The organism is Streptomyces viridosporus T7A (genome assembly GCF_008704515.1).
GTDB classification, from domain to species: Bacteria; Actinomycetota; Actinomycetes; order Streptomycetales; family Streptomycetaceae; genus Streptomyces; species Streptomyces viridosporus.
In genome coordinates this window covers 2,533,865-2,550,572 of the sequence record NZ_CP023700.1, presented here as the reverse complement: position 1 = coordinate 2,550,572, position 16,708 = coordinate 2,533,865, and the positions used below count along the sequence as shown (strand labels likewise).

General features: G+C 73.5%; 15 protein-coding genes. 9 read left to right on the top strand and 6 right to left on the bottom strand.

The genetic code is table 11. The annotated features are described in order from the left end of the window. The first annotated feature begins 237 nt into the window (after positions 1-237). Complete coding sequence (locus CP969_RS11970; RefSeq protein WP_026085253.1) at positions 238-1,020, top strand: endo alpha-1,4 polygalactosaminidase; 783 nt, start codon at positions 238-240, stop codon at positions 1,018-1,020. Between the two features lie 152 nt (positions 1,021-1,172). Here CP969_RS11970 and CP969_RS11965 read toward each other — a convergent pair whose 3' ends face one another. Continuing rightward, positions 1,173-1,973, bottom strand: coding sequence for an adenosylcobinamide-GDP ribazoletransferase (locus CP969_RS11965; RefSeq protein ID WP_150474919.1), 801 nt, complete (start codon positions 1,971-1,973; stop codon positions 1,173-1,175). 60 nt (positions 1,974-2,033) lie between these two features. On the opposite strand from CP969_RS11965, the gene CP969_RS11960 reads away from it, so the two are divergent. Beyond that, complete coding sequence (locus tag CP969_RS11960) at positions 2,034-2,798, top strand: hypothetical protein (protein ID WP_004989042.1); 765 nt, start codon at positions 2,034-2,036, stop codon at positions 2,796-2,798. A 28-nt stretch (positions 2,799-2,826) separates the two neighbouring features. Here CP969_RS11960 and cobT read toward each other — a convergent pair whose 3' ends face one another. Next, positions 2,827-3,978, bottom strand: coding sequence for a nicotinate-nucleotide--dimethylbenzimidazole phosphoribosyltransferase (gene cobT / locus CP969_RS11955; protein ID WP_016826620.1), 1,152 nt, complete (start codon positions 3,976-3,978; stop codon positions 2,827-2,829). A gap of 172 nt (positions 3,979-4,150) precedes the next feature. Between cobT and CP969_RS11950 the strand changes: the two genes are divergently transcribed. After that, positions 4,151-5,227 (top strand): class I SAM-dependent methyltransferase, encoded by a 1,077-nt coding sequence (locus tag CP969_RS11950; RefSeq protein ID WP_016826621.1) that lies wholly within the window; start codon positions 4,151-4,153, stop codon positions 5,225-5,227. Positions 5,228-5,251: 24 nt separating this feature from the next. Here the strand turns inward: CP969_RS11950 and CP969_RS11945 are convergent, their stop codons facing one another. Then, positions 5,252-6,451: a bifunctional adenosylcobinamide kinase/adenosylcobinamide-phosphate guanylyltransferase gene (locus CP969_RS11945; RefSeq protein WP_016826622.1), complete on the bottom strand. Its 1,200-nt coding sequence runs from the start codon at positions 6,449-6,451 to the stop codon at positions 5,252-5,254. A gap of 162 nt (positions 6,452-6,613) precedes the next feature. Here CP969_RS11945 and CP969_RS11940 point away from each other — a divergent pair, with 162 nt between their 5' ends. Then, positions 6,614-6,826 carry a hypothetical protein gene (locus CP969_RS11940; protein WP_016826623.1) on the top strand — a complete coding sequence of 71 codons (213 nt, stop codon included), beginning with the start codon at positions 6,614-6,616 and terminating at the stop codon, positions 6,824-6,826. Positions 6,827-6,875: 49 nt separating this feature from the next. Here CP969_RS11940 and CP969_RS11935 read toward each other — a convergent pair whose 3' ends face one another. Both CP969_RS11935 and CP969_RS11930 read right to left on the bottom strand, forming a co-directional pair. Then, a complete protein-coding gene (locus CP969_RS11935) occupies positions 6,876-7,577 on the bottom strand; it encodes a methyltransferase domain-containing protein (protein ID WP_004989053.1) in 702 nt (233 codons plus the stop codon). 83 nt (positions 7,578-7,660) lie between these two features. After that, positions 7,661-8,338: a DUF3043 domain-containing protein gene (locus CP969_RS11930; RefSeq protein ID WP_078495531.1), complete on the bottom strand. Its 678-nt coding sequence runs from the start codon at positions 8,336-8,338 to the stop codon at positions 7,661-7,663. Positions 8,339-8,561: 223 nt separating this feature from the next. On the opposite strand from CP969_RS11930, the gene CP969_RS11925 reads away from it, so the two are divergent. From CP969_RS11925 to CP969_RS11905, 5 genes are all read left to right on the top strand, one after another. Then, positions 8,562-9,371 (top strand): PspA/IM30 family protein, encoded by an 810-nt coding sequence (locus CP969_RS11925; RefSeq protein WP_078495430.1) that lies wholly within the window; start codon positions 8,562-8,564, stop codon positions 9,369-9,371. A gap of 47 nt (positions 9,372-9,418) precedes the next feature. Further along, positions 9,419-9,700: a PspA-associated protein PspAA gene (gene pspAA, locus CP969_RS11920; protein WP_004989064.1), complete on the top strand. Its 282-nt coding sequence runs from the start codon at positions 9,419-9,421 to the stop codon at positions 9,698-9,700. Positions 9,701-9,873: 173 nt separating this feature from the next. Then, positions 9,874-11,091 (top strand): sensor histidine kinase, encoded by a 1,218-nt coding sequence (locus CP969_RS11915; protein ID WP_016826626.1) that lies wholly within the window; start codon positions 9,874-9,876, stop codon positions 11,089-11,091. Between the two features lie 22 nt (positions 11,092-11,113). Further along, positions 11,114-11,800 carry a response regulator gene (locus CP969_RS11910; protein WP_016826627.1) on the top strand — a complete coding sequence of 229 codons (687 nt, stop codon included), beginning with the start codon at positions 11,114-11,116 and terminating at the stop codon, positions 11,798-11,800. A gap of 177 nt (positions 11,801-11,977) precedes the next feature. After that, a complete protein-coding gene (locus CP969_RS11905) occupies positions 11,978-15,094 on the top strand; it encodes an efflux RND transporter permease subunit (RefSeq protein ID WP_016826628.1) in 3,117 nt (1,038 codons plus the stop codon). 100 nt (positions 15,095-15,194) lie between these two features. Here CP969_RS11905 and nadA read toward each other — a convergent pair whose 3' ends face one another. Then, complete coding sequence (gene nadA / locus CP969_RS11900; protein ID WP_026085254.1) at positions 15,195-16,379, bottom strand: quinolinate synthase NadA; 1,185 nt, start codon at positions 16,377-16,379, stop codon at positions 15,195-15,197. Positions 16,380-16,708: the final 329 nt, after the last annotated feature.

Genomic DNA, 16,708 nt, shown 5'->3' with positions numbered 1-16,708 from the left:
TGGGTCGACCGGGCCCGGCAGCCGACCCTAATGGCGACGCAAGGGTGCGGTTTCGGCGGGTCCATCCCCGGTGCGGCGAACACTCGGGACGAGACTACGCGCGTATGTGCGCGCGCTCATTCCTGCGGGCGTTCACCTTTCGGCGATGCGGCGGCCGCGTGCCGGGTGCCCGCTGTTGGGCCGCGCTACCACGGGGGGCATCCTGGAGGCCCCCTGCCGCCCGTTCGGAGACCGCCGGTGAGAAGACCGCTCCCGCTCGCCCTGTTGCTCGCCCTGCTGCTCGCGGCCTGCACGACCGCGCCCGACCCGGGGACGGACGGCTCCCGCTGGCGGCCCGGTCCCGGCACCGACTGGCAGTGGCAGCTCAGCGGGCGGCTCGACACCTCCGTCGACGTGCCGGTCTACGACATCGACGGCTTCGAGCACTCCCGGGAGACGGTCGCGAAGCTGCACCGCGACGGCCGCAGGGTCATCTGCTACCTCTCCACCGGTGCCTGGGAGGACTTCCGGCCGGACGCGGACGCCTTCCCCGAGGCGGTGATCGGCCGCGGCAACGGCTGGGAGGGCGAGCGGTGGCTCGACATCCGCCGCACCGACGTCCTGGAGCCGATCATGGCGGAACGCCTCGACATGTGCCGCGACAAGGGCTTCGACGCGGTCGAGCCGGACAACATGGACGGCTACCGCAACCGCACCGGCTTCCCGCTCACCGCGCGCGACCAGCTCCGCTACAACCGCCTCGTCGCCCGGCTCGCCCACGAGCGCGGACTGGCGGTCGGCCTGAAGAACGACCTCGACCAGATCCCGCAGCTGGTCGGCGACTTCGACTTCGCGGTCAACGAACAGTGCGCCCAGTACGGCGAGTGCGCGCGGCTGACGCCGTTCGTCGAGGCGGGCAAGGCCGTCTTCCACGCCGAGTACGAGCTGCCCACCGACCGTTTCTGCGCCGAGTCCCGGCGACTGGGGCTGAGTTCGCTGCTCAAGAAGTACGAACTGGGGGCGTGGCGCCGGGCCTGCTGAGCGCGTCGCCCGCCACCGCCGTGCCGGCCGTCGCCCCCGCGCCGTCCGGACCGGGCCGCGGCCCGGCGGAACTTCGAGAGCAACGTCCCCCGGCCCCCGGTGCGTTCGGCGGGGCGGGGCGCGGCCCGCGGGGGTGAGGGGAGGGGGGCGTTTCAGCCCAGTGACACGACGACCAGCGCGGTCGTCGCCGCCGTCTCCGCGAGCCCGCCGAACACATCACCGGTGATCCCGCCGAAGCGGCGGACGCAGCGCCGCAGCAGCAGTTCGGCGGCGACGACGGCCAGCACCACCGCGAGGACGGTGCGCACCGCGTCGTACGCCCCGAGGAACGCGCCCCCGGCCGCGGCCGCCCCGGTCACCGCGAGGGCGACCGCCAGCGCGCCCGCCCCCGGCACCGCGCCCGCGACCGCCGCGCCCAGCCCCTCCGGACGGGCGGGCGGCACCCCCGTGCGGGCGGCCAGCGTGAGGGCCAGCCGGGCCGCGACCGCCGAGACGACGGCGGCGAGCGCGCCCCGGGCCCAGGACCCGCCGTACGCCTGCGCCAGCGCGGCCACCTGGGCCAGCAGCACCAGGACGAGCGTGAGCACCCCGAACGGCCCGATGTCCGACTGCTTCATGATCCGCAGCGCGTCCTCGGCGGGCTTGGCGCTGCCGAGCCCGTCCGCGGTGTCGGCGAGGCCGTCGAGGTGCAGCCCCCGGGTCAGGGCGGCCGGTACGGCGACCGTGGCGACGGCGGCGAGCGGCGCGCCCGCGCCGAGGAACAGCAGCAGCAGTCCGACGGCGGCGGCCGTGCCCCCGACCACCAGCCCGGCCAGCGGGGCGCACAGCATCCCGGCGCGCGCGGCCGGGCGGTCCCAGCGGGTCACCCGGACCGGGAGCACGGTGAGGGTGCCGAAGGCGAAGCGGAGGCCGTCGGCCGGGGAGGTCGGGGAGGTCGGGGAGGGTGCGGACACCGGCGCAGATTACCCGGCGGTCACCGGGGTACCTCCGGCGACCGCGGATAAAGTGCCCATATGGGACATTGGCTGGAGCGGAACATCGTCGAGCCGGGCAAGCTGCCGCTGCTCCTCGCCCTCGCCGCCTTCGTCCTCACCTTCGTGGTCACCCGGGTCATCACCCGCCTGATCCGGGCCGGCAAGGGGCCCTTCGGCAACATCAAGGCCGGCGACGTGCACGTCCACCACGTGGTGCCCGGCGTCATCCTCGTGGTGGCCGGGGGCTTCGGCGCGCTGGCGGGCGAGGGGCGCGGCCTCGGCGCGGCGCTCAGCGCGGTCGTCTTCGGCGTGGGCGCGGGCCTCGTCCTGGACGAGTTCGCCCTGATCCTGCACCTCGACGACGTCTACTGGACCGAGGCCGGCCGCAAGAGCGTCGAGATGGTCGTCCTCACCGCGGCCCTGGTCGGCCTGCTGCTGGCCGGCTTCGTGCCGTTCGGCGTCAACGACCTCTCCCCGGAGGAGCTCCACAACCGCGCGGGCGTCGCGGGGAGCGTCGGCGTGAACTTCCTCTTCGCGCTGATCGCGCTGAGCAAGGGCAAGGCGCGGATCGCGCTGTTCGGCGTGATCGTGCCCGCCGTCGCCCTCATCGGCGCCCTGCGCCTGGCCCGTCCCGACTCCCTGTGGGCCAGGCGCTTCTACCGGAACCGGCCCCGGGCGCGGGCCAAGGCCGTCCTGCGCGCCTACCACCACGACCGCCGCTGGTCCGGTCCCCGCCGCGCCGTCCAGGACTGGATCGGCGGCAAACCGGACCCGACCCCGCCGCGCCCCCTCGAACACCGCTGAACCGGGCCGCTGAACCGGGCCGCGGCCCCTACCGCTCCTGCGCTGCTTCCTGCTCCGGTTCCGTTCCCGGTCCGGTCTCCGGCTGTCGCTCCGCGTCCTCAGCGTCCTCAGCGTCCTCCGCGCTCTCCGGGCGCTCCGGGCGCTCCGGGAGTTCCGCCGCCAGGGCGGCGGCCGCCTGGACCAGGGGCAGGGCCAGCAGGCCGCCGGTGCCCTCGCCCACGGTGACGCCGTGGGCGAGGAGGGGTTCGAGGGCCATCCGGTCCAGTGCCTTCGCCTGGGCCGGCTCACCGCTGTCGTGCGCGGCCAGCCACCAGTCCGGTGCCCGGAAGGCGACCCGCTGGCCCACCAGCGCGCACGCCGACGCCACCACCCCGTCGAGCACGACCGGCAGCTTGCGCACCGCGGCCTGGAGCAGGAAGCCCGTCATCGCGGTGAGATCGGCGCCGCCCACCGTCGCCAGCAACTGCAACTGGTCGCCCAGCACGGGCCGCGCCCGGCGCAGCGCGTCACGGATCGCCGCGCACTTGCGCATCCACGCCAGGTCGTCGATCGCCAGCCCGCCGCGCCCGGTCACCACTGACGCGTCCGTCCCGCACAGGGCGGCCACCAGCACGCCCGCCGCGGTGGTCCCGCCCACGCTCAGATCGCCGAGCACCACCAGGTCCGTACCGGAGTCGGCCTCCTCGTCGGCCACGGCCGTCCCGGCCCGGAACGCCGCCTCGGCCTCCTCGGGGCTCAGCGCGTCCTCGACGTCGATGCGCCCGCTGCCGCGCCGCACCCGGTGCCGTACGACGCCCTCGGGCAGCGACGCGGGGTCGCAGTCCAGGGCCATGTCGACCACCCGCACCGGCACCCCGAGCCGCCGGGCCAGCACGGACACCGGACGGCCGCCCTCCAGCACCTCCCGCACCAGCTCCACGGCGCTGCCCGCGGCCCGCGCCGAGACACCCAGCTCGGCGATCTTGTGATCCCCGGCGAAGAGCACCACCCGGGGCCGTTCGATCGGCCGCACCGGCACCGCGGCCTGCGCCGCGGCCAGCCACTCACCCAGGTCGTCGAGACGGCCCAGCGATCCGGGCGGCACGGCCAGGCGCTCCCGGCGCGCCTCCGCGTCGCGGCGCACCCCACCGTCCGGGCGCTCGATCAGATCGGTGAAGTCGTCGAGATTAAGCGAGCTCATTCGCCGAACAGTACCGGCCCCGGTCGAACACGACGGAGCACCGGTCACCACCGCGCCGAGGGCCCCGTCCGCACCACGCCCGCACCGCGTCGATGCGGCCCGAGGAGTCGTCCCCTACGTAACGTTTTGCAGTGGATTGCCGTGCCGTACGCCCTCTTGCCGGGAGCCGCCCATGTCCGCGCCCACCCCACCCACCGCGCACGCCTCGGCCGCGGCGGGCCCCGCCCCCCACGGCTCCGCCCGGGTGCACGAGCCGCGTCGCGAGGACTGCCCCTGGTGCGGCTCCACGCGGCTGCGCAACCGGTTGCGCACCGGCGATCTGCGCCGGCACCGGCCGGGCCTGTTCACCGTCGACGCGTGCCGGGACTGCGGCCACACCTTCCAGAACCCCCGCCTCACCGCCGAGGGCCTCGCCTTCCACCGGCAGGCCGTGCGCGGAGCCCCCCGGGACCCCGCCACCGAGCGCGTCCTCGCCCTGCGCACCACCCCGCAGCGCCACCGCGGCACCGCCCGCGCGATGCTGCGCTTCGGCGAACCGGAGAGCTGGCTGGACGTCGGCACCGGACTCGCCCGCTTCCCGCAGGCCGCGCGGGAGTTCTTCCCGTACACCTCCTTCGACGGCACCGACCTCACCGCGCGCGTCGAGCGGGCCCGCACGCTCGGCCGCGTCGAGGAGGCCCACGTCGGGGCGCTGACGGACCCGTGGGTCGCGGCCCGGGTGGCCGCCCGCTACGACGTGGTCAGCCTGCTGCACCACCTGGAGCACACCACCGACCCCCGCGCGGAGCTCCACGCGGCCCTCGACGCCCTGCGCCCCGGCGGTCATCTGCTCGTCGAGACCCTGGACCCGCGCTGCGCGTTCGCCACCCTGTTCGGCCGCTGGTGGCTGCCCTACGACCAGCCCCGCCGGCTGCACCTGCTGCCCCCGCGCAACCTCCACGCGGAACTCCGGGCCCACGGCTGCGAGATCGTCGCCGCGGGACACCGCGCCGCGCACGTCCCGTACGACCTCGCCGGCGCGACCGCGCTGGCCCTCTCCCACGCCCTGCCCGCCCCGGACGCCCCCTGGCGGGCCGTCCCGTCGACCCCGTTCCGGCGGTACCTGCGCACGGTCCTGCTGCGCGCGGGCACCCCGCTGGTGGTCGCCGCGGCGCTGGCGGACCTCGCCCTCGCGCCCGTGGCGCGCCACACCCCGTTCGCCAACGCCCACCGGATCATCGCGCGCAAGCCGAAGCCGGCGAGACGCTGACCCGGCCCGGCCGGCCCCCGCGTCTCATCCCCGCAGGACGACCGCCTGTCCCGCCACCACCAGCAGCACCTGCTCGCACTCCTGCGCGAACGCCGCGTTCAGCCGCCCGAGTTCGTCCCGGTACCGGCGGCCGGACGCGGTGGCGGGCACGATGCCCGAGCCCACCTCGTTGGAGACGGCGACCACCGTCCGCCGGGTCGCGCGCACCGCGTCGGTCAGCTCCCGCACCCGCTCCCGCAGGGCCCGTTCCCCGCCGTCCGCCCACTCCGCGTCGTCCCAGGCCCCCACCGCGTCCATCGCGTCCGTCAGCCACAGCGACAGGCAGTCCACGAGCAGCGGCGGCCCGTCGTCCTTCAGCAGCGGCACCAGGTCGCAGGTCTCCACGGTCCGCCACGACCCCGGCCGCCGCTCCCGGTGCGCCGACACCCGCGCCGCCCACTCGGTGTCGCCGCCCCGCGACCCGCCGGTCGCCACGTACAGCACCCGGGGGAAGGACTCCAGCCGCCGCTCGGCCTCCACCGACTTGCCCGAGCGGGCCCCGCCCAGCACCAGGGTCCGCCGCGGCACGTCGGGCACGTCCTCGTAGGCGCCCACCACCAGCGTGGTCCCGTCCGGCACGGCGCGCGCCCCGGCCGCCGCGAGCCGCCGCCGCAGCTCCGCGCCCGGCGGCACGTCGTGGTCCAGATGGACCGCGACGACGTCCGTGGTCGGTCCCACCGAGCCGACCGCCCGCAGCCGCGCCAGCGCGTCCGGGCGCCCCAGGACGTCCAGCAGCACCATGGCGTACGACTCGGCCGGCTCCTCCAGACCGGCCGGCGCGCCGCCCGGCGGGAGGTACAGCAGCCGCTGCCCGTCCGGACCGGTCACCGCGTACCCGGTGCCGGGCGCGTCCAGCGCCACCGCGCGCACCCGATGCCCCGTCAGCAGCGCCAACTCCCGCCCGTCCGGCACCCGGCCGGGCTGCGGCAGCCCGGCCGGCACCTCGACCGCGGGGCCGTCGTGCGGGTGCGACAGCAGCACCTGGCGCACGCCGCCCAGCGCATGCCCCGCGCGGGCCGCCGCGAACGCCACGCCGGGCGTGAGGTCCAGCAGCAGTTCCCCGTCCACGAGCAGCGAGGTCGCCGCCCGCGCGTGGGGGCCGAGCGCGGACGCGCACGCGGCGCAGGGACAGTCGGGGCGGGGCAGTCCCGCGGGGGCACCGGTGCCGAGCAGAGTCAGTTCCACGGGCTCGATTTTCGCCCGTCCCCGCGGCCGCTGCGCGCCCGAGTGGACCCTTTCGTCACGGGGCAGGCGGAAGATCGGCGAAAGGGCCTAGGCTCTTGGACGGGAGCCGGACCGGGATCCGGCTCCCGCTGTGCAGTGTGCTCACACCCATGGGAGGCGTACATGGCGGCATGGACGTGGCGGTTCGAGAAGGCCGACGGGACGCAGGTCGAGCCCGCGGTGCCGCCGGAGGAGTTCCCCACGCAGGGGGACGCCGAGTCCTGGATCGGGGAGAACTGGAAGGCCCTGCTGGAGGGCGGCGCCGACCAGGTGCGGCTGCTGGAGGACACCACGGAGATCTACGGGCCGATGAGCCTGCAGGCCGAGGAGGCGTGAGCCCCGGGCGGGGGCCGGCCGGGCCCTCGCCCACCGCGGTCCGGAGGACTCAGCCCCGTACCCCGCACAGGTGCAGCAGCGCCGCCACCGCGCGGTAGGGGTCCGTGCGGCCGGCCCGTTCCTCGACCGCGAGGAGGGCCTCCAGGTCGTCCGGGACCTGCGCGCCGTCGGCCGCGGTGTCCGTGAAGACCCGCACGCCGTACCAGGTGTGCAGGGGCGCTCCGATCCCCGCGAGCGTCGCCGTCAGCGTCTTCAGCCGGTCGGCGCGGGCGTCCAGTCCCAGCCGGTTCCGGTACGTCACCGAGTCGAAGCCGGCCAGCGCCCCGGCCCAGTCGCCGGACAGCCCCGGCCGCATCGCCAGCGCGTCACCGTTGCGCACCAGCAGCGACAGCAGTCCGCCGGGCGCGAGCATCCGGGCCAGGCCCGCGAGCAGCGCGTCCGGCTCCTCGACGTACATCAGCACGCCGTGGCACAGCACCACGTCGAAGCTGCCCGGCAGGAAGTGCACCCCGGTGTCCCGGCCGTCGCCCTCGATGATCCGCATCCGCTCCCGGATGCCCTCCGGTTCCCCGGCCAGGGCCTTCCGCGCGGCGGCGATCATCGTCGCCTCCCGTTCCAGGCCGGTCACCTCGTGACCGGCCCGGGCCAGCCGCAGCGCCTGCGTGCCCTGGCCCATGCCCACGTCGAGCACGCGCAGCCGCCGGCCGACCGGGAAGCGCCCGACTATCTGCTCCTCCAGCTGGCGGGCCACCAGCTCCTGCCGGACGACGTCGCGCAGGCCACCGAGCTTGTCCAGCCAGGCCCGCGCCGCGCCGCCGGCGAACGGGGTGGCGCTCAGGGCCGCTCCCCGCGCTTGACCTGGGGCTTGGGCAGGCGCAGCCGGCGCATCTGGAGCGAACGCATCAGCGCGTAGGCGACCGCGCCGCGACGGTTGTCGTCGGGGAAGCGCTCGGTGAGCTGCTTCCTGAGCCGGAAGCCGGTGACGATCGAGTCGAGCACGATCATCACGATCACCACGAGCCACAGCAGCAGCGAGGCGTTCTGCAGGGCGGGCACCTGGATCATGCTCATCACGAGGATGACCACGGCCATCGGCAGGAAGTACTCGGCGATGTTGAACCGCGAGTCGACGAAGTCACGGGCGAACCGGCGCACCGGGCCCTTGTCGCGGGCGGGCAGGTAGCGCTCGTCGCCGCTGGCCAGGGCCTGGCGCTGACGTTCCAGCGCGGCACGGCGCTCCTCGCGCTGCCGCTTGGCGGCCTCCTTGCGCGTCATGGACGTGTTGGCCACGCTGCGACGCTGGGACTGGGCCACGCTGCGCTTGGGCGTGGGGCGGCCCTTGGGGGCCTCCGGATGACGGGGCTGCTTGGAGTCGGTCACCGTCGCCTTGGCGGCGACCGATGCCTTCTCTTCCTTGGCACGGCTACGGAACACAAAACCCAAGGGTACGGGGTGACCGGGGTTGGACCCCAGCCCCGGGGGGAACGATCCGGCAACACCACTCGTCTCCAGAAGGACAGGAAGACGCGGAGGGGACACGGCGATCCCGGGGCGGTCGGCCGCCCCGCCCCCGGGGATCACCTACTCCTTACGCCGGATCGGGAGGGCGGTCATTCGTTCTTGGGGATGAGCGCATCCGTCCCCGAACAGTGCGGTAATGGAAGCAGGGCCCGTACTGTGGGTTCTGTCGCAGATCTGTGAGCCGGAGTCCGTCAGAAGGGGGCGCGCGAAGCCCATGAGCGGTGTCATGAAGCGTATGGGGATGATCTTCCGCGCGAAGGCGAACAAGGCCCTTGACCGGGCCGAGGACCCGCGCGAGACCCTCGATTACTCGTACCAGAAGCAGTTGGAGCTGCTCCAGAAGGTCCGCCGCGGTGTCGCCGACGTGGCGACCAGCCGCAAGCGCCTGGAACTCCAGCTCAACCAGCTCCAGTCGCAGTCCTCCAAGCTGGAGGACCAGGGGCGCAAGGCGCTCGCGCTGGGCCGCGAGGACCTGGCCCGCGAGGCGCTCTCCCGCCGCGCCGCCCTCCAGCAGCAGGTGACCGACCTGGAGACGCAGCACGCGACGCTCCAGGGCGAGGAGGAGAAGCTCACCCTCGCGGCCCAGCGGCTCCAGGCCAAGGTGGACGCCTTCCGGACGAAGAAGGAGACCATCAAGGCCACGTACACCGCCGCGCAGGCGCAGACCCGGATCGGGGAGGCCTTCTCCGGCATCTCCGAGGAGATGGGCGACGTCGGGCTGGCGATCCAGCGGGCCGAGGACAAGACGGCCCAGCTCCAGGCGCGGGCCGGCGCGATCGACGAACTGCTCGCCTCCGGCGCCCTGGACGACCCCTCCGGCATGCACAAGGACGACATCCAGGCCGAGCTGGACCGGCTCTCCGGTGGTACGGATGTAGAGCTGGAACTGCAGCGCATGAAGGCCGAGCTGGCCGGGGGCACCACCGGCGGGCAGCAGGCCATCGAGGGCGGCACCGACCGGACCCAGGACCAGGCGCAGTCCCAGCAGCAACCGCAGGACACCCCGCGCTTCGACAAGCAGTAGTCACCGGCACCACCGACGGGGCACGGGCCCACGCCTAGGAGGGTGACATGATCGTACGGATCATGGGGGAGGGACAGGTGATGCTGGCGGAGAGCCGGCTCGCCGAGCTGAACAAGCTGGACGAGGAGCTGCTCGCCGAGATGGAGAACGGCGACGGGCCGGGCTTCCGCGCCACCCTCCACGCGCTGCTGGCCAAGGTGCACGACCTCGGCGAGCCGCTGCCGGACGACTCCCTGGAGCCCTCCGACCTCATCCTCCCGTCCCCGGACGCCACCCTGGAGGAGGTCCGGGAACTGCTCAGCGACGACGGCCTCATCCCGGGCCCCTGACGGGTGCCCGCAGACCGCCGGCCCGTCCGGCGGTCCAGGGCGAGGGCGTCCGGGCGGGGGCCGGGGCGCGGCCCCCGGGACGGGCCGCCCGGACACCGGTCCCCTACGTCTCCCGCACGTCCGGACACCGCTGCCGTACGCGGGGACGCCCGCCCCGGCTACGGTGAACAGCCGTGAGCACCCTGACGCGCGCCCGGTGCCGGCTGCGGGCCCACCCCTTCGCCCTGGACGCGGCCCTGGCCGCGGGGGTCCTGGTGTGCATGCTGGCCGGATCCTTCGTGGACCCGCACGGCCCGGACGGCATCACCTGGGAGCTGCGCGCCCCCGACCCGCTCAGCCTGGTCCTCATGACCCTGGGCGCCGCCGCGCTCGCCTTCCGCCGGCGTGCCCCGCGCCGGGTCCTCGCCCTGGCCGGCGGCGCCTGCGTGGTGGAGTCCGTCACCGGCGATCCCCGCGCCCCCGTCGCCATGTGCGCCGTGGTCGCGCTCTACACCGTCGCCTCCACCACCGACCGGCCCACCACCTGGCGCATCGGCCTGCTCACCACGACGGTGCTCACCGGCACCGCCATGATCGCCGGACCGCTGCCCTGGTACGCCCAGGAGAACCTGGCGATCTTCGCCTGGACCGGCATCGGCGCCACCGCCGGGGACGCCGTCCGCAGCCGCCGCGCCTTCGTCCGGGCCATCCGCGAACGCGCCGAACGGGCCGAACGCACCCGGGAGGAGGAGGCCCGCCGCCGCGTCGCCGAGGAGCGGCTGCGCATCGCCCGCGACCTGCACGACGTGGTCGCCCACCACATCGCCCTGATCAACGTCCAGGCCGGGGTCGCCGCCCACGTCATGGACAGACGGCCCGACCAGGCCAAGGAGGCGCTGGCCCACGTCCGCGAGGCCAGCCGCTCCGCGCTGGGCGAACTGCGGGCCACCGTCGGCCTGCTGCGCCAGTCCGGCGACCCCGAGGCGCCCACCGAACCGGCACCCGGCCTGGACCGCCTCGACGAACTCGCCGGCACCTTCCGCAGCGCCGGACTGCGGGTCGAGGTCGCCCGGGCCGACCAAGGCACCGTCCTTCCCGCCGCCGTCGACCTGGCCGCCTACCGGATCGTCCAGGAGGCCCTCACCAACGTGCGCAAGCACGCCGGCGACGCGGCGAAGGCCGAGGTCAGCGTCGTCCGGGTGGGACCCCACATCGAGATCACCGTCCTCGACGACGGCACCGGCGACGACCAGGACGGCGCCCCCGGCGGCGGACACGGACTGCTCGGCATGCGCGAACGCGTCGCCGCCCTGCGCGGCACCCTCACCACCGGTCCCCGCTACGGCGGCGGTTTCCGCGTCCATGCGATCCTGCCCGTCGAGACCCGCACGTCCGCCCAGGACGGCCTGTGACCAGCGCACCGGGGGAGCCCGTATGACGATCCGCGTCCTGCTCGCCGACGACCAGGCACTGCTGCGCAGTGCCTTCAGGGTGCTGGTCGACTCCGAGCCGGACATGGAGGTGGTGGGCGAGGCGTCCGACGGCGCGGAGGCGGTCCGGCTGACCCGCGAGCAGCGGGCCGACGTCGTCCTGATGGACATCCGGATGCCCGGCACCGACGGTCTCGCCGCCACCCGCATGATCAGCGCGGACCCCGCGCTCGCCGCGGTCCGGGTGGTGATCCTGACCACCTTCGAGGTCGACGACTACGTGGTGCAGTCGCTGCGCGCCGGCGCCTCCGGCTTCCTCGGCAAGGGCTCCGAACCGGACGAGCTGCTGAACGCCATCCGGATCGCCGCCGAGGGCGAGGCCCTGCTCTCCCCGGCCGCCACCAAGGGCCTGATCGCCCGCTTCCTCGCCCAGGAGGTCGCGGCCGGCGAGGCCGACCGCGACCCCGCCCGCGCCGAACGCCTGGAGTCGCTCACCGTCCGCGAGCGCGAGGTGCTGGTCCAGGTGGCCGGCGGGCACTCCAACGACGAGATCGCCGAACGCCTCGAGGTCAGCCCGCTGACGGTGAAGACGCACGTCAACCGGGCCATGGCCAAGCTGGGCGCCCGGGACAGGGCCCAGCTGGTGGTGACCGCCTACGAATCGGGGCTGGTCCGTCCGAGGGCGGACTGAGCACCGGCGGGCGTACTGCGCAGGGAGTAGGCGCCGCCCGACGAACAGGACCTCGGGCCTACGGATCGGCCCTCACCGATGCCCCAGTGTGGACAACGGACGCCCCTGCGCGCCCGCCCCTGTCCCTCCAGGTACGTCCCGTACCCCGACCGCTCACGGAAGAGAGACCCGTCACCCATGTCCTGGCTGGCCAGATTCAGCCTCGCGCAACGGGCGCTGATCGGACTGATGTCGATCATCGCGCTCGTGTTCGGGGCGATCGCGATACCTCAGCTCAAGCAGCAGTTGCTGCCCACCATCGAACTGCCCATGGTCTCCGTGATCGCCCCGTACCAGGGCGCGTCCCCCGACGTGGTGGAGAAGCAGGTCGTCGAGCCCATCGAGGCCAACCTGGAGGCCGTCGACGGCATCTCCGGCATCACCTCGAAGGCCGGCGAGGGCAACGCCGTGATCATGGCGTCCTTCGACTTCGGCAACGACACCGAGCAGCTCGTCGCCGACGTCCAGCAGGCCGTCAACCGGGCCCGCGCGATGCTGCCCGACGCCGTGGACCCGCAGGTCGTCGCCGGTTCCACCGACGACATCCCGACCGTGGTCCTCGCCGTCACCTCCGACAAGGACCAGCAGGCCCTCGCCGACCAGCTCGACCGGACCGTGGTGCCCGCGCTGAAGGACATCGACGGCGTCGGCCAGGTCATGGTGGACGGCGTACGGGAGCTCCAGGTCACCGTCACCCCCGACGACGCGAAGCTGGCCGAGGCCGGTCTCACGCCGCAGGCGCTGACCCAGGCCCTGCAGGCGGGCGGTGCGACCGTCCCGGCCGGCTCCTTCGACGAGGGCGGCGCCAACCGCACCGTCCAGGTGGGCGGCGGCTACACCTCGATCCGGCAGATCGAGGACCTGATGGTCACCGGCGGGCCCGGCAAGGGCAAGCCGGTCCGCCTCGGCTCGGTGGCCGACGTGGAACAGCGGGAGGCCACGGCCGACTCCCTCACCCGCACCAACGGCAGCCCCAGCCTCGCCGTGGTGGTCACCATGGACCACGACGGCAGCGCGGTCACGATCTCGAACGCCGTCGCCGACCTGCTGCCCGACCTGCGCGAGGACCTCGGCTCGGGCGCCGAGCTCACCGTCGTCAGCGACCAGGGCCCGGCGGTGTCCCAGGCCATCGAGGGCCTGACCACCGAGGGCGCGCTCGGCCTCGTCTTCGCGGTCCTGGTGATCCTGGTCTTCCTCACGTCGATCCGCTCGACGCTGGTCACGGCGGTCTCCATCCCGCTCTCCGTGGTCCTCGCCCTGATCGTGCTGTGGACGCGCGACCTGTCGCTGAACATGCTGACCCTGGGCGCGCTGACCATCGCGATCGGCCGGGTCGTGGACGACTCCATCGTCGTCCTGGAGAACATCAAGCGGCACCTCGGCTACGGCGAGGAGCGCCACGAGGCGATCATGAAGGCGGTGCGCGAGGTGGCCGGCGCGGTGACCTCCGCGACGCTCACCACGGTCGCCGTCTTCCTGCCGATCGGCCTGGTCGGCGGCATGGTGGGCGAGCTGTTCGGCTCCTTCAGCCTCACCGTCACCGCCGCGCTGCTGGCGTCCCTGCTGGTGTCGCTGACGGTCGTCCCGGTCCTGTCGTACTGGTTCCTGCGGCCCCCGAAGGGCACCCCCGAGGACGCCGAGGAGGCCCGCCGACTGGCCGAGGAGAAGGAGGCGAAGAGCCGCCTTCAGCGTGGCTACCTCTCCGTGCTGCGCTTCGCCACCCGGCGCAGGCTGGCCAGCGTGGCCATCGCGGTCGTCGTCCTGATCGCCACGTTCGCCATGGCACCGCTGCTCAAGACCAACTTCTTCGACCAGGGCGAGCAGAAGGTCCTCACCCTCCGCCAGGAGCTGGAGCCGGGCACCAGCCTCGCGGCGACCGACGCCCAGGCCAAGAAGGTCGAGAAGCTGCTCGCCGGGACCGAGGGCGTCAAGGACCACCAGGTCACGATCGGCTCGTCCGGCTTCATGGCGGCCTTCGGCGGCGGTACGGACACCAACCAGGCGACGTACCAGGTGATGCTGGAGGACTCCGCCTCCCACGAGGAGGTGCGGGACAGCCTCGAGAAGGGCCTCGCCGCCCTCGACGGCATCGGCACCACCACCGTCGCGGCCGGCGACGGCTTCGGCAACCAGGACCTGAGCGTCGTCGTCAAGGCGGCCGACCCGCAGGTGCTGCGCGAGGCGGCCGACCAGGTGCAGAAGGCCGTGGCCTCCCTGGACGACGTCACCGACGTCACCAGCGACCTGGCGCAGAGCGTGCCGCGCATCTCGGTCAAGGCCGACTCCCGTGCCGCCGCGGCCGGTTTCGACGACCAGACGCTCGGCGCGGCCGTCGCCCAGGCGGTACGGGGCACCCCGGTCGCCAAGGTCGTGCTGGACGACACCGAACGGGACGTCGTCGTCCGCTCGGAGCGGACGGCCACGACCCTGGCCGAGTTGAAGAAGCTGCCGCTCGGCCCGGTGAAGCTGGGGGACATCGCCACCGTCGAGCTGGTGGACGGCCCGGTGTCCATGACCCGGATCGACGGCCAGCGCTCGGCCACCGTCACCGCCCGGCCGATCGGCGACAACACCGGCGCGGTCAGCGCGGAACTGCAGACCGAGATCAACGCGCTGACGCTCCCGGCGGGCGCGACGGCCGAGATCGGCGGCGTGACCGCCGACCAGGACGAGGCCTTCGGCAACCTGATCCTGGCCATGCTGGCCGCGATCGCGATCGTCTTCATGCTGCTGGTCGGCACCTTCCGCTCGCTCGCCCAGCCGCTGATCCTGCTGGTGTCCATCCCGTTCGCGGCGACGGGCGCGCTCGGCCTGCTGCTCGTCACCGGCACCCCGATGGGCGTCCCGGCGATGATCGGCATGCTGATGCTGATCGGCATCGTGGTGACCAACGCGATCGTGCTGATCGACCTGATCAACCAGTACCGCGACCGGGGCTACGGCGTCGTCGAGGCCGTACTGGAGGGCGGCCGCCACCGTCTGCGGCCGATCCTGATGACGGCCCTGGCGACGATCTTCGCCCTGCTCCCGATGGCGCTCGGCGTCACCGGCGAGGGCGGCTTCATCGCCCAGCCGCTCGCGGTGGTGGTGATCGGCGGCCTGATCACGTCGACCCTGCTCACCCTGCTCCTGGTCCCGACGCTCTACACGATGCTGGAGCTGCGCAAGGAACGGCGCGCGCGCAAGAAGGCGCTGAAGAAGGGGGAGGCCGCTCCGGAGACCACCTCGGACGGCCCGGAACCGGCGCGGGTCTGACCGGTCCCGCACACGGGCGAAGGCCCACCCGCAACGAGGGTTGCGGGTGGGCCTTCGTCATGGGCGGCCGGGAAACCGGACGGTCACGGCAGCGGGCCGGTCAGGGCAGCGCCAGCATCCGCTCCAGCGCCAGCTTCGCGAACGCCTCGGTCTCCCGGTCGACCTCGATGCGGTTGACCAGCTTGCCCTCGGCGAGCGACTCCAGTGCCCAGACCAGGTGGGGGAGGTCGATGCGGTTCATGGTGGAGCAGAAGCAGACCGTCTTGTCGAGGAAGACGACCTCCTTGCCCTCGGGGGCGAAACGGTTCGCCAGTCGGCGCACCAGGTTCAGCTCCGTGCCGATGGCCCACTTGGAGCCGGCCGGGGCCGCCTCCAGCGCCTTGATGATGTACTCGGTCGACCCGACGTAGTCCGCGGCGGCCACGACCTCGTGCTTGCACTCGGGGTGGACCAGGACGTTCACGCCCGGGATCCGCTCGCGCACGTCGTTGACCGAGTCCAGGCTGAAGCGGCCGTGCACCGAGCAGTGGCCCCGCCACAGGATCATCTTCGCGGCCCGCAGCTCGTCCGCGGTCAGCCCGCCGTTCGGCCTGTGCGGGTTGTAGACGACGCAGTCCTCCAGCGACATCCCCATGTCCCGCACCGCCGTGTTGCGGCCCAGGTGCTGGTCGGGGAGGAAGAGGACCTTCTCGCCCTGCTCGAAGGCCCAGTCGAGGGCGCGCTTGGCGTTGGAGGAGGTGCAGATGGTGCCGCCGTGCTTGCCGGTGAAGGCCTTGATGTCGGCGGAGGAGTTCATGTACGACACCGGCACGACCTGCTCGGCCACCCCGGCCTCGGTCAGCACGTCCCAGCACTCGGCGACCTGCTCGGCGGTGGCCATGTCGGCCATGGAGCAGCCGGCCGCGAGGTCCGGCAGGACCACCTTCTGGTCGTCGGAGGTCAGGATGTCCGCGGACTCCGCCATGAAGTGGACGCCGCAGAACACGATGTACTCGGCCTCCGGCCGCGCGGCGGCCTCCCGGGCCAGCTTGAAGGAGTCTCCCGTGACGTCGGCGAACTGGATGACCTCGTCGCGCTGGTAGTGATGACCGAGCACGAAGACCTTGTCCCCGAGCTTCTCCTTGGCCGCGCGTGCGCGTTCGACCAGGTCCGGGTCGGACGGCGAGGGCAGGTCGCCGGGACACTCCACACCGCGCTCGCTCCTGGGGTCGGCCTCTCGGCCGAGAAGCAGCAGGGCGAGGGGCGTCGGCTGTACGTCGAGCTCCTGGGTCTGGGCGGTGGTCACGACACGCACCCTTTCTGTTCTGCGGCTCGCCGGGTCCGGCTGGACCGGCCCGGCGGGACATGCGGGACACCGTTTCGACTTTTCGTCGAATTGACGCTATCTATCATAACCGGTTCGCGTCACTTTGACGACGGGTCATAGCGTCCATGTGACGTGAATCCCGATGGGCGGCCCTTCATTCCCGGAAGGGCCCACTGATGCCGTTTCCGCTCCGTGCCGTGTGTGCGAGCATGAGGAGAGGCCGAAGGGAACGGGCGCCCGGCCCGGAATGAATCCGCGGCCCCGTCGGTTGCAACCGTCGGCAAGCAGTCTCCGTACAACCCGGGAGA

Coding starts and splice junctions, on each gene's coding strand:
- CP969_RS11960 (WP_004989042.1), top strand. CDS start 2,034: ATGGGACATTGGCTGGAGCGGAACATCGTCGAGCCGGGCAAGCTGCCG.
- cobT (WP_016826620.1), bottom strand. CDS start 3,978: ATGAGCTCGCTTAATCTCGACGACTTCACCGATCTGATCGAGCGCCCG.
- CP969_RS11950 (WP_016826621.1), top strand. CDS start 4,151: ATGTCCGCGCCCACCCCACCCACCGCGCACGCCTCGGCCGCGGCGGGC.
- CP969_RS11940 (WP_016826623.1), top strand. CDS start 6,614: ATGGCGGCATGGACGTGGCGGTTCGAGAAGGCCGACGGGACGCAGGTC.
- CP969_RS11925 (WP_078495430.1), top strand. CDS start 8,562: ATGAGCGGTGTCATGAAGCGTATGGGGATGATCTTCCGCGCGAAGGCG.
- pspAA (WP_004989064.1), top strand. CDS start 9,419: ATGATCGTACGGATCATGGGGGAGGGACAGGTGATGCTGGCGGAGAGC.
- CP969_RS11910 (WP_016826627.1), top strand. CDS start 11,114: ATGACGATCCGCGTCCTGCTCGCCGACGACCAGGCACTGCTGCGCAGT.
- CP969_RS11905 (WP_016826628.1), top strand. CDS start 11,978: ATGTCCTGGCTGGCCAGATTCAGCCTCGCGCAACGGGCGCTGATCGGA.